Origin of the sequence: Demequina sp. TMPB413 (assembly GCF_020447105.2) — a bacterium.
GTDB lineage: Bacteria > Actinomycetota > Actinomycetes > Actinomycetales > Demequinaceae > Demequina.
In genome coordinates this window covers 722,074-738,559 of record NZ_CP096184.1, presented here as the reverse complement: position 1 = coordinate 738,559, position 16,486 = coordinate 722,074, and the positions used below count along the sequence as shown (strand labels likewise).

Annotated in this window: 15 protein-coding genes; 4 read left to right on the top strand and 11 right to left on the bottom strand. The window is 65.0% G+C overall.

Translation table 11 applies throughout. The annotated features are described in order from the left end of the window. Positions 1-26: 26 nt before the first annotated feature. On the bottom strand, positions 27-257 hold the full coding sequence (locus tag LGT36_RS03520; protein WP_226096638.1) for a hypothetical protein: 231 nt from the start codon (positions 255-257) through the stop codon (positions 27-29). A gap of 211 nt (positions 258-468) precedes the next feature. After that, a complete protein-coding gene (gene dnaG, locus LGT36_RS03515) occupies positions 469-2,352 on the bottom strand; it encodes a DNA primase (RefSeq protein WP_226096637.1) in 1,884 nt (627 codons plus the stop codon). 72 nt (positions 2,353-2,424) lie between these two features. Here dnaG and LGT36_RS03510 point away from each other — a divergent pair, with 72 nt between their 5' ends. The 3 genes from LGT36_RS03510 to LGT36_RS03500 are packed head-to-tail and all read left to right on the top strand — an operon-like array spanning position 2,425 to position 3,682. Further along, complete coding sequence (locus LGT36_RS03510) at positions 2,425-2,877, top strand: hypothetical protein (RefSeq protein WP_226096636.1); 453 nt, start codon at positions 2,425-2,427, stop codon at positions 2,875-2,877. Then, entirely contained in the window at positions 2,874-3,287 is a 414-nt protein-coding gene (locus LGT36_RS03505; RefSeq protein WP_226264385.1) for a hypothetical protein, read from the top strand. Before LGT36_RS03510 ends, LGT36_RS03505 begins: the two co-directional genes overlap by 4 nt. Next, on the top strand, positions 3,284-3,682 hold the full coding sequence (locus LGT36_RS03500; RefSeq protein ID WP_226094551.1) for a hypothetical protein: 399 nt from the start codon (positions 3,284-3,286) through the stop codon (positions 3,680-3,682). The genes LGT36_RS03505 and LGT36_RS03500 overlap by 4 nt, the downstream gene beginning before the upstream one ends. A 24-nt stretch (positions 3,683-3,706) precedes the next feature. Here LGT36_RS03500 and LGT36_RS03495 read toward each other — a convergent pair whose 3' ends face one another. The 3 genes from LGT36_RS03495 to LGT36_RS03485 form a co-directional block, all read right to left on the bottom strand. Then, on the bottom strand, positions 3,707-4,735 hold the full coding sequence (locus tag LGT36_RS03495) for a hypothetical protein (RefSeq protein ID WP_248642163.1): 1,029 nt from the start codon (positions 4,733-4,735) through the stop codon (positions 3,707-3,709). 5 nt (positions 4,736-4,740) lie between these two features. Continuing rightward, entirely contained in the window at positions 4,741-5,352 is a 612-nt protein-coding gene (locus LGT36_RS03490; protein WP_226264369.1) for a DUF6318 family protein, read from the bottom strand. Positions 5,353-5,469: 117 nt separating this feature from the next. Continuing rightward, the gene (locus LGT36_RS03485; protein WP_226264370.1) at positions 5,470-6,747 is read right to left on the bottom strand and encodes a deoxyguanosinetriphosphate triphosphohydrolase; all 1,278 of its coding nucleotides are present in this window, start codon (positions 6,745-6,747) and stop codon (positions 5,470-5,472) included. A gap of 550 nt (positions 6,748-7,297) precedes the next feature. On the opposite strand from LGT36_RS03485, the gene LGT36_RS03480 reads away from it, so the two are divergent. Continuing rightward, entirely contained in the window at positions 7,298-7,846 is a 549-nt protein-coding gene (locus LGT36_RS03480; protein ID WP_248642161.1) for an endonuclease domain-containing protein, read from the top strand. A 140-nt stretch (positions 7,847-7,986) separates the two neighbouring features. Here LGT36_RS03480 and dusB read toward each other — a convergent pair whose 3' ends face one another. From dusB to LGT36_RS03450, 6 genes are all read right to left on the bottom strand, one after another. Then, positions 7,987-9,159 carry a tRNA dihydrouridine synthase DusB gene (gene dusB, locus LGT36_RS03475; RefSeq protein ID WP_226094580.1) on the bottom strand — a complete coding sequence of 391 codons (1,173 nt, stop codon included), beginning with the start codon at positions 9,157-9,159 and terminating at the stop codon, positions 7,987-7,989. Positions 9,160-9,266: 107 nt separating this feature from the next. Further along, entirely contained in the window at positions 9,267-10,286 is a 1,020-nt protein-coding gene (locus LGT36_RS03470; protein ID WP_226094622.1) for a hypothetical protein, read from the bottom strand. A 149-nt stretch (positions 10,287-10,435) separates the two neighbouring features. After that, the gene (locus LGT36_RS03465; RefSeq protein WP_226264637.1) at positions 10,436-11,842 is read right to left on the bottom strand and encodes a UDP-glucose/GDP-mannose dehydrogenase family protein; all 1,407 of its coding nucleotides are present in this window, start codon (positions 11,840-11,842) and stop codon (positions 10,436-10,438) included. A gap of 39 nt (positions 11,843-11,881) precedes the next feature. Continuing rightward, a complete protein-coding gene (locus LGT36_RS03460) occupies positions 11,882-13,066 on the bottom strand; it encodes a right-handed parallel beta-helix repeat-containing protein (RefSeq protein ID WP_226094704.1) in 1,185 nt (394 codons plus the stop codon). Further along, entirely contained in the window at positions 13,063-15,078 is a 2,016-nt protein-coding gene (locus tag LGT36_RS03455) for a right-handed parallel beta-helix repeat-containing protein (protein ID WP_226264638.1), read from the bottom strand. Before LGT36_RS03455 ends, LGT36_RS03460 begins: the two co-directional genes overlap by 4 nt. Beyond that, positions 15,075-16,319: a glycosyltransferase gene (locus tag LGT36_RS03450; RefSeq protein ID WP_226096345.1), complete on the bottom strand. Its 1,245-nt coding sequence runs from the start codon at positions 16,317-16,319 to the stop codon at positions 15,075-15,077. The genes LGT36_RS03455 and LGT36_RS03450 overlap by 4 nt, the downstream gene beginning before the upstream one ends. Positions 16,320-16,486: the final 167 nt, after the last annotated feature.

The window sequence follows — 16,486 nt, the reverse complement described above, 5'->3', positions numbered from 1 at the left end:
GCTGGTTGGAGCCTGTTGGCGACGACTCAGAAACCGCGGGCGTCGCGCAGTTCGATGCGGCGTGCTCGGGCGGCTGACGCGAAGTGCCGTAGGCGGCTCATCGCCAACTCTGACCCGTACCACTCCACTCGGCCTTCGAGGAGGTCGACCTCCCACATCTGGTACTCGTCGAGAACGTCAGACCTCGTCGCCAACGCAGCAAAGGTGATCGCGTCGATTTCGATCATGCGCTCGTCTTGGCGTGTCAGGTGCAGCATCATGCGGCCTTGTGGTCGAGGTCGGGGCGGGTGACGCGCTGGCGCTCGCTGGCGATGCGGCGCTTGTCGTCGAGCGACGACACAGACCTGTAACCGGCAGGTTACTGGTTCGAGTCCAGTCGGGGGAGCTTGAAGGCCGGTCCCGTAGCGGGGCTGGCCTTTCTTGTTGTCAGCCCTCGAGCGTCGGGCGCCACCCGGACCCGACGCCGCGCTAATCCCCCCGGAGCGACCGTCTCTTGGTCTCCATGGCGATCATCTCTGCGAAGAGCCGCTGCGCCTCGTCCGTGCCCGCCCCTGCCCTCTGCATGGCGCCCCTGAGGTCGCCGATCCTGCGGGTCAGGTGACCGTCAAGGACCTTCCCCATGACAGAGCCGCCGTAGACGCCAAGCGTCTCCGGCTTGTCGTGCGGCAGCGGGGTGACGGCCAACTCGTTGACGATCCCTGCCAGGTCTTCGCCTGCCTCCGTGACCACTTGCGCAACCCAGTCCTTGCCTGCTGCTCGCACTCCCCCTGCGGCGGCAATGGCGGAGAACACCGCCCTGTACTGAGGTACGGCGAACGCCTCGGCCACCAGATCGTCGGCCACCTGCAAGGCGGAAGGATCGGCGCGGATCGCGTCTGGCGCCTGGAGCAACGCGCCCAGAGAGAGCGCCTCCGCTCGCACCATCGGGTCACGACGGTCGGGGCGCCCCATGGTCTGCCCGCCTTGAGGAGGGGCTGGCTGGCTGCCACCTGCCGGCCGGGAGCCCGTCGATCCCGCCTTCGTCACGGTGGCCAGCACGGTGTCGGTGTCCATGCCGAGCCATCCCGCAAGCCTTCTGCCGTACTCGGGGCGCAACGCGGAATCCCGCAGCCTCGCCACGACCGGCGCCGCCGCTCGTAGTGCCGTCACCCTGCCCTCAGGAGTGTTGAGGTCGTGCCCTGCGAGCGTCGTCTTGATGACGAACTCAAACAGCGGCACCCTGGCCTCGAGTAGTGCTCGCACCGCTCCATCCCCGCGCTGCTGGCGCAAGTCGCATGGGTCCAGGCCGTCGGGATCGACGGCAACGAACGTCTGGGCCAGGAACTGTTGATCGAGGCTGAAGGACTTCAGCGCGGCGTTCTGACCCGCCTCGTCCCCGTCAAAGGTGAACACCACCTTGGCGCCCACGCCGCCGACGGTGAGGCGCGCGCCGCCGGTATCCCCCATGAGCCTGCGCACGATCTTGACGTGCTCTTCGCCAAAGGCGGTTCCGCACGTCGCCACAGCGTTCTTGACCCCCGCCAAGTGGCACGCCATCACGTCGGTGTAGCCCTCGACAACGACCGCGGTCTTGTCGGAGCGAATCGCGCCTTTTGCCAGGTCGATCCCGTAGAGCACCTGCGCCTTCTTGTACAGCTGCGTCTCAGGGGTGTTGAGGTACTTGGGCCCCTGGTCGTCCTCGTGAAGGCGGCGGGCACCAAAGCCGATGACCTCGCCTGTCACGTCCCTGATGGGCCACACCAGCCTGCCCCTGAAGCGGTCGTAAAGCCCTCGCTGCCCCTCGGAGAACAAGCCAGTGGCCTTGAGTTCTGGCTCGGCGAAGTTGCGCGCCCTCAGGTGATCGAGCAACGCCGACCAACCCTGCGGCGCATAGCCGACGCCGAACTCCTCGGCAGCCTCCTTGCCAAAGCCACGCTCGGTGAGGAAGTCGCGCCCAATCTTCGCCTCGGGGCTAGTCAGTGCGTCCCGGTAGAACTCGGCAGCGATGCGGTGGGCCTCGAGAAGGCGGGCCCTTTGCGGCCCTTGCGGTTCGCTGCGCTGGCCGCCAGCCTCGTAACGGAGCTCGACCCCTGCGCGCGGCGCCAGGTACTCGACCGCCTCGACAAAGCTCATCCCATCGAGCTTCATGATGAAGTCGATGACGTCGCCACCCTCGCCGCAACCAAAGCAGTGGTACCGGCCGACGCCAGGGCGTACGTGGAACGATGGCGAGCGTTCGTCGTGGAAAGGGCAAAGCCCCCGCAAAGAGCCAACCCCTGCGGGCTTCAGGGTCACGTGCTCCCCGACGATCTGCTCGATCGGTGCACGCTCTCTCACGGACGCAACGTCGTCCCTGTTGATCGTGCCAGCCATGGGTCACACTCTAGGCCCGACCGGGCACCAGTTCGTAGGTAGGCTAGGCGGCAGCGACGAGAGGAGACGAGCGTGAGGGTTGATGCCTTCCTTGCCGATTCGGCAGAAGTGGTGAACAACAAGATCTATGCCCTGGGTGCGGGGTGGAACACGGTCTTTGTGCGCTCATTCCCCGCGGTGCACCGCCGACTCGCAGTGGCGGCGGTAGTCCACGTGCCCTTCACCGACACCAACGTGTCGCACCGTTTCGAGCTGAGGCTCGTGACCGAGGACGGCAAGCCCTACCCCGTTGGCGCACGCATGGGTGAGGACGGCAAGCCGGAGGCCGTCCAGGCACTCGGCGGCGAATTCACGCTCGGCAGGCCTCCGCTGCTCGTTGACGGGGACGAGCAAGTCGCTTGCTTCGCCTTCGCTGTCGATGGCATGCGCTTCGCCCAAGCCACGAAGTTCAACTGGGTCGTATCGATCGACGGCACAGAGGAGGCACGCCTCCCGATGCGCGTGCAGCTCGCTCAACAGCAGTGACCGCTTTTCTCGACGCCGTCTACCCGGCGGTACTCGTCGCCACCGCCGTGCTCTTTGTGGTCGCCGCCATCACTCTTGCGTGGGTGCGCGCTCACCGCGTCCTCCAGTGGGCCGTCACCGGTTTCTATGTCGTGACGCTCGTGGAGGTCCTGACCCTGCTGACGGCGATCGTCTCCGGGGACGTCCCTGTGGTCATCACCATCGGCTACGGGCTTGCGGCCGTCGCTTTGCTTCCTTTGCTCGGCATCGGCCGCCTCGGCTCTCCTGACGCCGATGACCCCGACCCCAACCGCCCGGTGTTGCAGCCCGACCAAATCGCGCGCGTCGACGCCGTGGCAGCCATGATCATCGCCGTCGCGGCCGCCGTCGTCGCCTGGCGCCTCGCCGTGATCTTTGAAGGTGCGCTGTGAACCCGCTCGCGCGCATCGGCCTCATCGTTGCCTACGCGGTGCTCGCTCTCGCCGCGCTCGGCAGGTCTTCGTACCAAATCGCCACCAAGTTCGACGACGCCCCGCTCGCCTACTCCGTCTCGGCGCTTTCTGCCGCCCTGTACTTGGTGATTGCGGTGGCCCTGCTGAAAGGGCTCAGCCACCTGGCGCTGATCGGCACGTCCATCGAGTTGGCGGGCGTTGTCATCGTGGGAACCCTCGGGTACATCGAGTCCTCCTGGTGGCCGGATGAGACCGTGTGGACGGGCTACGGCTCGGCGTACGGCTGGGTGCCGTTGATCTTGCCGATGCTCGCGCTCTGGGCCTTGCTTCGCAACCGCCGAACCGCCACCGAGCACGTGGCTAGCGGCGCTTAGGGGAGGATCGGCGGCGGTATCCCGCTACTCGGTGCTTTTGCGTTCTGGGTCTGTCCAGCGTTTCTCGGCGTCGCGGGTGGTCAGGTAGTCGTCGATTTTGTGGTCGGGGATTTGGTAGTTGAGGATGCCGTCTCCGTCGGGGTCGAACACGGTTTTCTGGTTCCCGCCGCCTTGGGTGCCGTTGGCACAGTTTCCGTCGAGGTCGCAATCGACCCGGTGGGTGTGGGGGTTGTACACGTGCACCGTGGTGGCACCGGATGTGGTGGTCGCGGTGCCTGGTGCGTCCCTCCAGGTGGCACCACCGTTGGTGGTGAACTCACCCCTCCACGTGGTGGTGAGCGTGAACGTGGTGCGGTGTTCGGGTGTGCGGGGGAACGTGAACGGTTCCCCACCATCCGCATAAGGCTTGCCAGGATCGGTGGAGGTCCACACCGTGCCATCCGTGTTGGTCCACGTGTACAAGGTGGGCACGGCCCGAATCGTGACGGGAGTGCCCAGCAAGGTGACGTCCATCGTCCGCGGGTTCGTGTCCACGATCAGGTTCACACCGAGCTCAGCGACCGCATACCCACCCTCGGGTTGCACGTCGTACGTGTTCGGCGCAATCGGCATACTCGCCCACGCCTGCTCCACCTGAGCCAACAAAATGTCGGAGCCACATTGGAAGCCACCGACCTGCGTCCACGGACCATACGCACCGCCGCCCAGGTCCTCAGACCTCCACCACGGATCCAACGCCGCCTCCCCCTCGGGACACAGGGTCGGTGGCGCAGGCAACACCGTCGCGCACTCGGGAATCTCCCCCGGCCACACCCCGGGAAACATCTGACCCGTGAGCTCAACCGTGAACCACTCACGACACAACTCATGGCGCATCCACAGATCACCTGAACCAGCGCCACCTGTCGGAGCGCCCTGCGCTGATGCTTGCTGGCTTCCCCACAGCTCGACCTCGCTGTCCGTCGTCTCCGACAACCAGTCGATCGGCCCGGTCCCAGTGACGAGGGCGAACGCTCCCAGAAGCGCGATCCCGTATCCCCCCAAACCGGCCATCCCTACTAAGCCTGCTTCTCGGAGTTAATACCGAGGACCATCCAGCGGCCGTCTGTGAATTCGAGCGCGACTGCTGTCCTCACGGAAGCCGGCTGAGTCGTGCCAACCGGGGCGCCCGCGGCGGACGTGGTGGCGGACGCCTCGATCTCCATCGGAAACTGCACTAGCCAGGTACCGTCTGGCTGCAGACCTCCTGTGAACTGTGCAGGATCAGGAGTTTGGATGTCGCCGCCGGTGTAGTTGTCACCGCTCGCAGCAAAGGCCTCGTAACTTTCGAGCGCACTTTCGCAGAACTCGCAACTCGGGGCCGACAATGTCGCAAACAGTTCAGCGTCGCCGCTCTTGAACAACTCGGGATAGAGCTGCACGAAGAACTTCGCGAAGTTGCTCGCACTCTGAAAGTCCTCCCCCCGCGCGTTTTCGGGGATCTGCTCGAGCAGTTCCTCTTCAGGAGTCACGCTCGGCGTCGGACTTGGAGACGAGACAGGCTCGGCAGTCACGGGGGCCGTTGGAGTGGTCGTCACGATCGCCCCAGGATCGTTCGAACAAGATGACAGAACAGCAGCCGCGCCCCCCACGAGGACAACGACCGCTGCAACACGCAGCAGTCGAGTCATGCCCGAGACCATACCGACCAAACCGGACTCCCGGTACCCCAAGACTGGGGGCTGTGGAAAACCCGGTCACCCTCGGCGGCTCGCCAGGAACACCCCCGATCAGGTGGCACGCAGCATCTAACCCTTGGAGCGCTTGGGCCTCACCACGTACTTGTGATGCCAGTCGTAGGCCGACTTGTCGGTGAGCGACGCGACCTGGTCCACAGCGACCCTGAGCCGGGCAGCGTCGTCCGTCGCGTCTTGCCACGACACCGCGAAGTGTTGTTCCAAGGCGTCTGGGCCGCGATCGGCGAGCGCAGCGACCAGGTCGATCAACTTCTCCCGTTGCTCCTTGTATGCGGGCCTCGTCTCGCGTGGGGCCATCAGGAAATGTACAGCCACACCCTTGAGCAACAGAATCTCCGCGGCCGTCTGTTCAGGGATCACGAGGCCAGCGGTATGGCGCGCGAAGGGGCCGTCGCCATACTCGGCCCGTGTCGCGTCGGCGATGGACGACAGGAACCGGCCGATGAGCTGGCTCGTCATGTCCTTAAGGCTCGCCAAGGAGCGATGGGAACCGTCGTACGTGTCCATCCACCAGGGCTGTGCGCGCAGCCGATCGAGCGATTCGAGCACGGCTCCTTCATCCCCCCGGCCGTACCATTCCCGCACGTGCGCGGCGACCGCCTGCGCCTGACCTTCGTCTCGAAGTCTGCTCAGCGCCACAGCATTGTGGACCACCGCGTCCTCCACGTCATGCACGGAGTATGCGATGTCGTCCGCAATGTCCATCACCTGGGCCTCGAAGCTGGGAGTGCGCTCAGGGGCCCCCTCGCGCAGCCACTCAAACACCGCGAGGTCATCGTCGTAGACGCCAAACTTGCGCGTGGGCCTGCCGTCGGGGCGAAGCGGTGTGGCGTTCTCCCGCCACGGGTACTTGATGCTCGCGTCGAGTGTGGCGCGGGTCAGATTGAGCCCGACGCTCGCTCCTGTCTCTGGGTGAACGGACTTGGGCTCGAGCCGCGTCAGGAGTCGCAGCGTCTGCGCGTTCCCCTCGAACCCGCCGATGTCCCGCGCCGCGTAGTCGAGGGCGCGTTCGCCGTTGTGGCCGAAGGGTGGGTGTCCCAGGTCGTGCGCCAAACACGCTGCGTCCACCACGTCGGGGTCGCAGCCAAGTTCCTTGCCGAGGCCCCGGCCCACTTGAGCCACTTCGAGGCTGTGGGTCAACCGTGTGCGGACAAAGTCTCCGCTGCCGGCGCCGAGCACCTGAGTCTTGGCACCGAGCCTGCGCAGAGCGGCCGAGTGAACAATCCGCGCGCGATCCCTCTCAAAGGGAGTCCTATTAGCCTGCTTGGGCGGCTCGTCGACAAATCTCTGAGTGTCGAACGGGCCGTAGCCCTCAGGGAACGCGGTCACGCCTTGATGCTATAGCGCCGCACCTCCTCCCCCTCCTCCCGCCTCCCTCCGCATATGGCTGTGGCGGACGTTTCGGCATGCCGAACGTCCGCCACAGCCATATCGCGGGGCGCGGGTCGGCCTCCGGCGACCAGATATCCACAGGTCTTCACGCGGCAAGCTCCCACGTGCCTACCGTGTCGCCGTGACCACATCGCGCCCGTGGCAAGCGCTCGCGCAATCGCTCGAAGCGGCTCCGCAAGCCTGGACGCACGCGCGTCTGCGTCGCCGCTTCGGAGACAGTGCCGTCAAGACGGCCATCGCAAGAGGCGCGGCGGTACGGCTTCTTGAGGGTGTTTACGTTTCACCTGTCCACGCCCGCACCACAGTGGCGCGCGCTCACGCCACCTCTTTGTGGCTGGGCGACCGCGGCGTTGTGGGTGGCGCGACGGCCGCCTTCCTAGCGTCGCTCACGCCACTCGACCCGCGCGTCGTCCACGTCTTTGGGCGGCCGCGCGTCCATATCCGGGGACCCGCGTGGATGCGGATCCGCCATCGAGCCCCCGCCCAGATGACGATGACCGCCCAGGGCGTCGAGGTCGCGGGAGCGATTGATACTGCCATCCAATCCTGGGAACAGCTTGGAACCCGGGCCGGTCGGGACGTCGCCATCGAGGCAGTCCGACGCGAGCTCGTCACCGCACAAGCCATCGCGGTGCGGGCCCTGTCCTATCCGACCCTCAAACGCCGCGGGCAGTTCATCGAGTTACTCGACGACCTAGCTGGTGGAATCGACAGTTTTCTCGAGTTGCATACGGCGCGAGAGGTGCTCGTCGGACCTGAGTTTGCTGGGATTGTTCGGCACGCGCGCGTCGGGCCTGCAGGGCGCACGTTCGAAGCAGACTTCTACCACCCGGGCGCGCGCCTCGATGTCGAAACAGACGGCAAACGACACCACAACGACGACCGACGTCGCCGCCAGGACCTCGAGAGAGATGCAATCTTGGCATCCGTCGGCATTCAAACGATCCGGCTGACCTATGAGGACGTGATGGGCAGGCCGCAATGGTGCCAGCGCGTCATTGCCGATGCCATTCGCGCGCGTTCAAGCCCCTCATAGCGCGCCATATGGTTGTGGTGGACGTTTGGCGTGCCGAAACGTCCACCACAACCATATGCGGGGAGGGTTGCGGCCTGTTGCGGGGAGGGTTGCGGCCTGCTGCGGGGAGGCTTGCGGCCTGGTGCAGGGCGTGTCGGGACCTAGCCGCCAGAGACCGACAGCTCTGCCTCTCGCAGCCGACGCTCGAGGTCGGGCGTGATCTCCTGAGTATCCAGCCATCCGTCAGGACAGGCAGGCGTGCGCGCGGTGCCCTGTCGGCCGCGAGGCCCTTCGGCGTCGGGCCCTGGGAACGGTGAATCGAGGTCCATCTCGTCCAGGATGCCTCGCAGTTGCGCCAGGGACTCGACCAAGCCGAGGCGGCGGCGCACCTCGCCTCCCACCGGGTAACCCTTCAGGTACCAGGCAATATGCTTGCGAATCTCGCGCATGGCGCGGTTCTCGTCATCATTGAAGTGCGACACCATCAGTTGGCCGTGACGATAGATCGTGTCGGCGACGTGCCGCAGGTCTGGCTGAACTCGCTCGTCCCGGCCCTCAAACGCCGCCTGGAGGTCGGCAAAGAGCCACGGCCTGCCCATGCACCCGCGCCCCACCACCACGCCGTCGCAACCAGTCCGTTCGACCATCGCGACCGCGTCTTCGGCCGACCAGATGTCCCCGTTTCCAAGCACAGGGATGCTGGTGACCGCATCCTTCAGGCGCGCGATCGCATCCCAATCGGCCACGCCCGAGTAGTAGTCAGCAGCGGTGCGCGCGTGCAGCGCGACTGCCGCGACGCCCTCGCGTTCGGCCATTCGGCCCGCGTCGAGGTAGGTCAGGTGATCGTCGTCAACGCCCTTGCGCATCTTGACTGTCACAGGAATATCGCGCTTGGACGCCTCGCGCACGGCCGCGCGCACGATGTCCCTAAACAGGTCGCGCTTCCACGGCAGTACCGCTCCCCCGCCTTTGCGCGTCACTTTGGGAACGGGACAGCCGAAGTTCATATCAATGTGGTCAGCACGGTCCTCTTGTACAAGGATCCTCACCGCCGCTCCGATGGTCGCGGGGTCCACGCCATAAACCTGCACTGAACGCGGCTTCTCGTCGGGATCGTGGGCAATGATCCGCATGCTCTCTGGCGAGCGTTCCACGAGGGCGCGCGACGTGACCATCTCGGCGACATAGAGCCCGCCACCGTGCTCGCGGCACAGACGACGGAAGGCCGCATTGGTGATGCCTGCCATGGGCGCAAGGATCACGGGAGTGTCAACCACGAGCGGCCCGATGCGGAGAGCGGGCAGCAGGCGGGCGGCGGTGGCGGGACTGGTCACCCATCTATTGTCACCCGACGACGCCGCGGCCCGGTTCGCACGAGCCGGAGCTCACGCTGGGCTGGGCTGGGCGGGCACTCGCCTGGGCTCGACGGGCCGGAACCGATTCAGTCGGCCGGGGCGGCCGCTGTCAGAAGCGCTAGCGCCACGAGGGCGCGCGCCGTCACGATCGGGCTCCCCTTGCCCCGCGGCGCCACCCCCAAGCCCTTGAGGTAGGGCGAGGTGACGTGCCAGCCTCGCGCCCACGAACCGTCGTCCCGTCTCGCCGCCATCAGGAGCGCGATGGCGCGCCCGACGCGGGGGTCAGGTTGTCCCTCACCTAGCGCTACCGCGTGAAGGGCGTCGATCGCGTCGATGCGCCAGTCGGTGGGAAAGGCTGGCAAGGCCCACCCGCCCGGATCCTTGAGCGGTGACGGCAAGTCGAGCAATCGCTCTCCGTCTCTGGTGAAGGCGAGCGACCGTTCCATCAACGCCTCTCTCGAGACAGCCAGGGCCTCACCGTGGGCCGGTTCGCTCCCACCGGCCCATGCTTGCGTCGCTCGGACGACGCCGATCAGGCACGACGTCGAGGAAAAGCAGCCGCCGAAGCGTCTGTCGAGCCCGTGTCCCCACTCTTCAGCGGTGCGGCGCGCCTGGCCCGCAACCCCTACCTGTTGATAGCGCGTGAGCCACTCAACCTGCGGCCCCACCAACTCGATCCGCCCAGCGTCACGGAAGAGTCTCGATACGAGACCCACGTAGCAAGGAAGCACACCGCTGTCGGTGCCAGAGACCGTGAAGTAGCCCGCGTCGGTGACCGCGTGCCGCGACAGGAAGGTGATGGCGGAGTCAACCGCTGCAACCTGTGCGTCGAGTCCAGCTTCGATCAGAGCCTTCACCACCCAGAGCGTGGACAGCACGCGGCTGCCGGCGTTCGAAGCGGTCCCCCACGACCCGTCGGCGCGTTGTTGCGAGAGGCATGCTGCCATCGCCGGGTCGACGAGCAGTTCGGTCCTCGCCCCCTCAACGCCGATTCCCCACGGCACCTCGAGACGCGCGCGGCGTAGCAACAACTCGGCCGACGGGTGGCGCGAGTGGGCCAGCCACCGCCACGTCGGGCCCAGGTCCGGAGGGGCCGCGAGGTCCATGAAGCCATTGTGAACCCCCGTATCGCCGGAAGCGAGTAGCCGCAGCGACTCGCGGTGGCCCCGTGCGTCCTCAGGTGACGACCGCCACCGCTCGCCCGGATGGCTGGGGGAACATCCGGGCGAGCGGGCGTGCGCAAGGGCCGCTAGGCCTAGACGGACACCTGATCCTTAGCATCCTCGCTAAGCCGCACGGTCTTGGGATCGGCAGGCCGTCCGAGTGCGCGATACACCCAACCTGCGGCGCGGTAGGCGTCTGCGTCGAGCGCGTGGCGCCCATCGACGATCGCCTTGCCTGCGACCAACTCACCCATCATCTCGGGATCCGCACTGCGGAACTGATCCCATTCCGTCAGCAGCACCACCACGTCGGCTCCCTTGATGCACAAGGAGAACGTGTCCGCGTAGGTGAGCTGCGGGTAGGACTTCTTTGCGTTGGCCATCGCCTCGGGGTCGTAGACCACCACGTCGGCGGCCTCGGCTCGCAACATGTCGGCCACGTCGAGTGCTGGAGCGTCCCGAATGTCGTCGGAGTTTGGCTTGAACGCCGCTCCCAAGCACGCAATGCGCTTGCCCTTCAGGTCCCCGCCCGCGAGCTCTCGCACCAAGTCGACGGTGCGCATGCGCCGCCTGTTGTTGATCGCGTCCACCTCGTGGAGGAACGCGACGGCCTGCCCCACGCCGAGCTCCTCGGCACGGAACGCGAACGCCCTGATGTCTTTGGGCAGGCAGCCGCCGCCAAAACCGAGACCCGGCTTGAGGAAGCGGCCACCAATGCGGTCGTCGTAACTGAGCGCGCTCGCGAGCAGGTTGACGTCGGCACCGGTCGCCTCACACACCTCTGCCATTGCATTGATGTAGGAGATCTTGGTCGCAAGGAACGAGTTCGCAGCCACCTTCACGAGCTCTGCCGTCTTCAAGTCGGCCACCACGAGCGGCGTTCCTACCTCGAGGATCGGCGCGAATGCGGCACGCAACATCTGCTCTGCCCACTCCGACTCCACGCCGAACACCAAACGATCGGGGCGAAGGGTGTCTTGCACCGCGTAGCCCTCTCGCAGGAACTCAGGGTTCCACGCGAGCTGCACGAGGTCAGGGTTGGGAGAAGCCAACTGCACCATGTCGGTGAGGCGCGAGGCCGTACCGACCGGAACGGTGGACTTCCCGACGAAGAGCGCTGGCTTGGTGACCCGCTTGGCGAGTTCGGTGAATGCGCTTTCGACGTATTCGAGGTTGGCCGCCTGGCTGCCGTGTAGCTGAGGAGTGCCGACGCAAATGAAGTGGACGTCGCCGAACTCTGCGGCCTCGTCGAAAGACGTCGTGAAGCGCAAGCTGCCTGTGGCGAGCACCTCCTTGAGGAGTTCCGGCAAGCCTGGCTCGAAGAAGGGGACGTCCCCCGCCGTCAGGCGGTCAATCTTCGACTGATCGACATCGACGCCCAACACGTCGTAGCCGAGGGATGCCATCGCGACGGCGTGAGTGGCACCAAGATAGCCGGTGCCGATGACGGTGAGCTTGGGTCGCTCCTGGACGGTTCCTTGCATATCGTTGGCGCTCATCATTCCTCCTTCAGGTGATGGGTACTGGGCAACATCGAGTCATGAACAGGAGACATTGGCGTAGCCCTCCCGAGCGTCGGACACGACGTTTGAGCACTCGACGACGTTGTCTCGTACAGGTGTCAGGGAGAACCCGAAGCCAGGCCCGTTGACCGTTGCGGTGTTGCTCCTGAACCGATTGCCGATTCCCCAACCATCGAGGATCTCGTGCACTTGGAATCCGTCCATGACGGTGTTCTGACCGATGTTGCCCTCGATCAACCACTCATTGCCTTTGACGTCGACCCACGAGTCAGCGCCGTTCTCCACGAGCGCTGAGCCGTCGAAAGTGTTCGCGCGGACGACGCCATTCGACGTGCCCTCTTTGATGTCGACGGCCTCCGCTGTCACCCCGTAGATGACGTTGCCCTCGACGAGGTTGTTGTCGGAACGATCAGGCTTGCAGTCGCTGATGTCGCACCAGTTCGACTCGGCGGTGCCGATGTAGACCCCTTCGCCGAACTTTTCGCGCCGGTTTCCCGTGTCGTAGATCGTGTTGCCGATCACCGTGTTGTGGGTCGAGAACTTGCGCAAGTGCAACGCTTCGTCACCGATGCTGTGGATGGTGAGCCCCTGAATGATGGTGCCCTCCGTTCCGTCAGCCATCACGCCCTTCTGTCCGTTGCGCACCGTGAATCCGACGAGTCGCCAGTTCTTGGCGCCGTCGAGATGAAACACATATCCGGCCGAGTGCCCCTCGCCTTGAAGCACCGACTTGGAGGTGCCGCACAGGTAGATCGGCCTATCCGAGGTACCCGAGGTCGTGGCGACGAACTCCCCGTCATACGTGCCGTCAGCCAACGCGATCACATCTCCTGCGCTCGCCGAGCCGAGAGCCGCCGTGAGCGTCTCCGCGTCGGTGACGGTCGTTGTCGCCTTGGGACACGTGACGGAACCGGACGTCGGGACACCGGGCGCTGCTCCATCCCCGTTTCCATTGATACCAGGCACTTCACCTGACCATGGATCGGCAGTGGCGTTGGCGTCAGGGTCTGTTCCGATCCCTGGCGCTGCGGTCACCGGGGGCTGCGTTGATTGAGACGAGTCGGCTCCCGCCCATTCGCCTGCGCCCACATCGCCGTCGGTGTTGACCAAGGCCCGCGCCAAGATGATTGCCGGGCCGATCGCCAACAACAGTCCGCAGGCGAAGGAGACCACCATGATGGTGAGTTCCCTCCTGCTCACGTCCTGACCTGCTCACGGTCAGTGATTCTTCGCGGCAGACCAGAAGGACTGGGGAGGTGTGCCAGATCTCGCGCATCCTGAAGCTCCACCTCGAGCGGCCTCACCACACCGGGAACCGTGGCGGGATCGACCAGTCCTTGAGAGAGGTCGTGGAGCGGAGTCCTGTCTCGGTAGGGGTTGCCAAAGCCTGAGCCCCTGTAGCGGAATCCGCGGAATGCGGTGAGCAAGAGCAGCATGGCAAGGATCGTCCAGAGCAACGTCATGGGCTTCGTGACCATCCTGATCACGCGCTCGGTGATGTTCTGATAGATCCAGGTGGGCGACTCGTTGTTGTCGAGAACGCTCACGCCAGACGCTCGCACCGTATCGATCGGCGAGTTGCCTTGGCCGCCTACCTCGTTTTGCCCGATCAGCGAACCGTTGACAGCGCCCACCATGGTGACGCCGTGGCTCGTGACCTCATCAATCGTGTTGCGAGCGACGGCGGCGGTCGAGTCTCGCACGTAGATGCCGATCTCACCGCCGTTGACGATGTTTCCCCAGATCTGTCCGTTGACGCCATCCCTGAAGACGATTCCCTGCTTCAGGGCGGATTCCACCCGGTTCTCCTCGATGGCGATGTTGGTGGCGACGTCCGTCGCCATGATCCCGAATTCGCCGCCCTCGACGGTGTTGCGACGCACTGCAATGTCGGCCCCTCCGATCACCGCAATGCCGTACTTGCCGTTGTTGGTGAAGCGCGAATTCAGTATCGAGTGCCCGCCATAGGAGTTGACGGGCAGGCCCGTGGCCGAAGGGCCACCAGCCAGCGGAGTAGCGTCAATGGTGATGCCGTTGCCGCCGTTGTTCACGGCCTCGACGGTGTCAAGGAGCACACCTTGCGAGCCCCTGGTCACCCGAAATCCGTCTCCCCCGTTGCCACTCGACTCCACACCGGTGACGCGTGAGTTGATGACCTCGCGGTGGAACACCACGCCGTCTACCAGGTTGTTCATGAAGTCCGAGTTCTGGAGTTCGACGGACGTTGCGTCAGAGACGAACAGCCCGAAGGCATTGCCGTTGACCGTCAGGCCCGACATCCATGCAGTCACACCCTGGGAGTACAGCCCCGCTCCTCGCGAAAGGTCAACGCCGGTCTCTCCCTCCGACGTTCCGTCAACGATGAGAGGGTCACCCTCTTCCACCGTCTCGGCGGTGTCGGGAGCAGCGAGGTGCACCTCAGGGATCTCTCGCTGGCCGTCAGAGTCAAGGCCAAGAGTCGAAGCGAGCTGCGTGCCGGTGAGCGCCAGTCCGCCGGTCACGCCAGACCAGAAACCCATGTCGGAGAAGGAGGCGTTGGTGATCGAGGCGTATCCACCCATCACCCTGATGTAGGCGCGACCATCTGCCGTCTCGGTGTCAGGTTGGCGACGCGTTGAGTCCCACGCCTGAAACTCGACGTGCTCGGTGGGGGTGCCCTCGATGACCAGGTTTCCGCCAGCGACCACGATCGATGCGAAGCCATTCTCTTGGCTCGTCATGTTGATGAGAAGCCCTCCAGGACGTCTCAAATCGAGAGTCGCGCCATCCAAGATGACGATGTGCTCGCTCAGTTCGTAGACCCCGGGAGAAGTCTCCACAAAGCTGAGAGGAGCGAGCACCTCGAGGTCACGCTCGGTATACGCAGCGTCTCGCCCAGGCAACACGAGCGTCGTGACCGGCTTCCCAGCGACGCGGAACGGAAGCGCCGTGTTCAGTTGCGGGAAGAGAGTGCCGTTAGCCACGAGGTCCACGTCGATGAGCCTGCGATCCTCGGCCGCCACCAACTCGGCCTCGCGAGCGGGATCACCGCCGTAGCTTTCGAGCACGGGGTTCACTGCAGCGCTTTGCGTCGGCGCCGCAGACTCCTCGATGGGGCTTCCCACTTCGGTCACGGGCCCGGCCGACGCTGCTGACGCGCCGAGCGACGTGGCGGCGACGACGGCTGCAACGGCCACTGTCAGCGACCTACGCACGATGGACGACGTGTTCATGCTGGGACCCCCTGCGGAACGATCGAGCGCGACGTCTGGCCCTCGCCACCGATTTGATCGGCGGTGCGCGTCAACCAGCCTTGCTTGTTCATGGTCGCGAACGCGTAGAGCTTGATGGGCAACGCGACAAAGATGACGACGAGCGCGTACAGCGGAAGCAAGAAGACGTCCGCTGGGTGCCGGCGAAGGTGGGAGAAGCCGCGAACCCCGCGGCCAACAAGCAGCCAGGCAGCGACCACCGCAAGTCCGTTCCAGGTGGGCTCAAAGCGCGACAGCACGACGTACGCGAGCGTCAGCCCCATCGTGACGGGGGTCAACAGGATCTGCAGGACCGTCACCTTGGTCACGAAGGGAACCTTCCACAGCCAGCCTTTGGCGATCGCGGTCAGGTAGCAACGGTAAGAGTTGCGACTCCAACGCACTCGCTGCTTGACGAAGGCCTTGAAGGTATCGGGAAACATCGACAGCGCGAGCGCCGACGACTGGTGCACCGTCTTGTAGCCGGAAGCAAGCACCAACCAGGTGAGACGACCGTCGTCGCCCGCGACGCATCGGCGTCCCAAGAAGAACTCGTTCTCCAGGTGCTCCAAAACAGGAACGACTGCCTTTCGGCGATACACAGCCGTTCTCCCCGAGACGCATGGCACGGCCCCGGCCCTGCCCATTGCTGGCACATAGTCGTAGTAGCGCAGGTTGACCATCCAGTCAGCGACGCGCCGCCAGACGGAGGACTTTCGCTCAAAGACGTTCTGCTGCGTCGAGCACGCGCCCACCTGCGGGTCGGCAAAGGGCATCTGGACCGCCTCGAGCAGGCCCTCTCTCCACCACGTGTCCGAGTCAACGAGAACGAGGAGCTCTGACGTGGCGAGACGGATACCGCAACCAAGTGCGGAGCGCTTGCCCGCGTGGTGGAACAGCACGGGCTTCACGCGAGGGTCGCCCAGCGCGACGATCCGGTTGTACGCCTCCACGTCGGCGACGTCGAGCACGATGATGATCTCGGTGGGGTTCTGCGCCCGCCAGGACTCCAAACACCTCATCAGGATGTTGGGATCTTCGTGGAACGACGGCACGACCACCGAAGTGGTGGTGCGGAACGACGTGATGATCGGCTTGGCGCGTCGCGAAAGAATCACGCGATAGAGCCACAGGCCCCATACGATCGTCCCAGCAATAGCGAGCGGGAAGTAGCTTCGGTACTCCCGAATCAGATCCCAGGTCTCAGCAAGAAAAGCTTCCATGAACACACCTCCGGTGCAACTTTGCGTGGTGTGTCATCGCTGCGAGCGTGCCGTTGACCGTGACGTTCGCACATCCCCATTGACGGTGCATGGTCGCGACGTCTGATCATGTGACCCCAGCTGCGCGACCTGCAACTCAATGACAAGGAGAACATAGTGTGTGATCT

Bases quoted from the DNA above. Each gene is read 5' to 3' on its own strand.
- LGT36_RS03520 (WP_226096638.1), bottom strand. From the start codon at position 257: ATGCTGCACCTGACACGCCAAGACGAGCGCATGATCGAAATCGACGCG.
- dnaG (WP_226096637.1), bottom strand. From the start codon at position 2,352: ATGGCTGGCACGATCAACAGGGACGACGTTGCGTCCGTGAGAGAGCGT.
- LGT36_RS03495 (WP_248642163.1), bottom strand. From the start codon at position 4,735: ATGGCCGGTTTGGGGGGATACGGGATCGCGCTTCTGGGAGCGTTCGCC.
- LGT36_RS03490 (WP_226264369.1), bottom strand. From the start codon at position 5,352: ATGACTCGACTGCTGCGTGTTGCAGCGGTCGTTGTCCTCGTGGGGGGC.
- LGT36_RS03480 (WP_248642161.1), top strand. From the start codon at position 7,298: ATGACGATGACCGCCCAGGGCGTCGAGGTCGCGGGAGCGATTGATACT.
- LGT36_RS03470 (WP_226094622.1), bottom strand. From the start codon at position 10,286: ATGGACCTCGCGGCCCCTCCGGACCTGGGCCCGACGTGGCGGTGGCTG.
- LGT36_RS03465 (WP_226264637.1), bottom strand. From the start codon at position 11,842: ATGAGCGCCAACGATATGCAAGGAACCGTCCAGGAGCGACCCAAGCTC.
- LGT36_RS03455 (WP_226264638.1), bottom strand. From the start codon at position 15,078: ATGAACACGTCGTCCATCGTGCGTAGGTCGCTGACAGTGGCCGTTGCA.
- LGT36_RS03450 (WP_226096345.1), bottom strand. From the start codon at position 16,319: ATGGAAGCTTTTCTTGCTGAGACCTGGGATCTGATTCGGGAGTACCGA.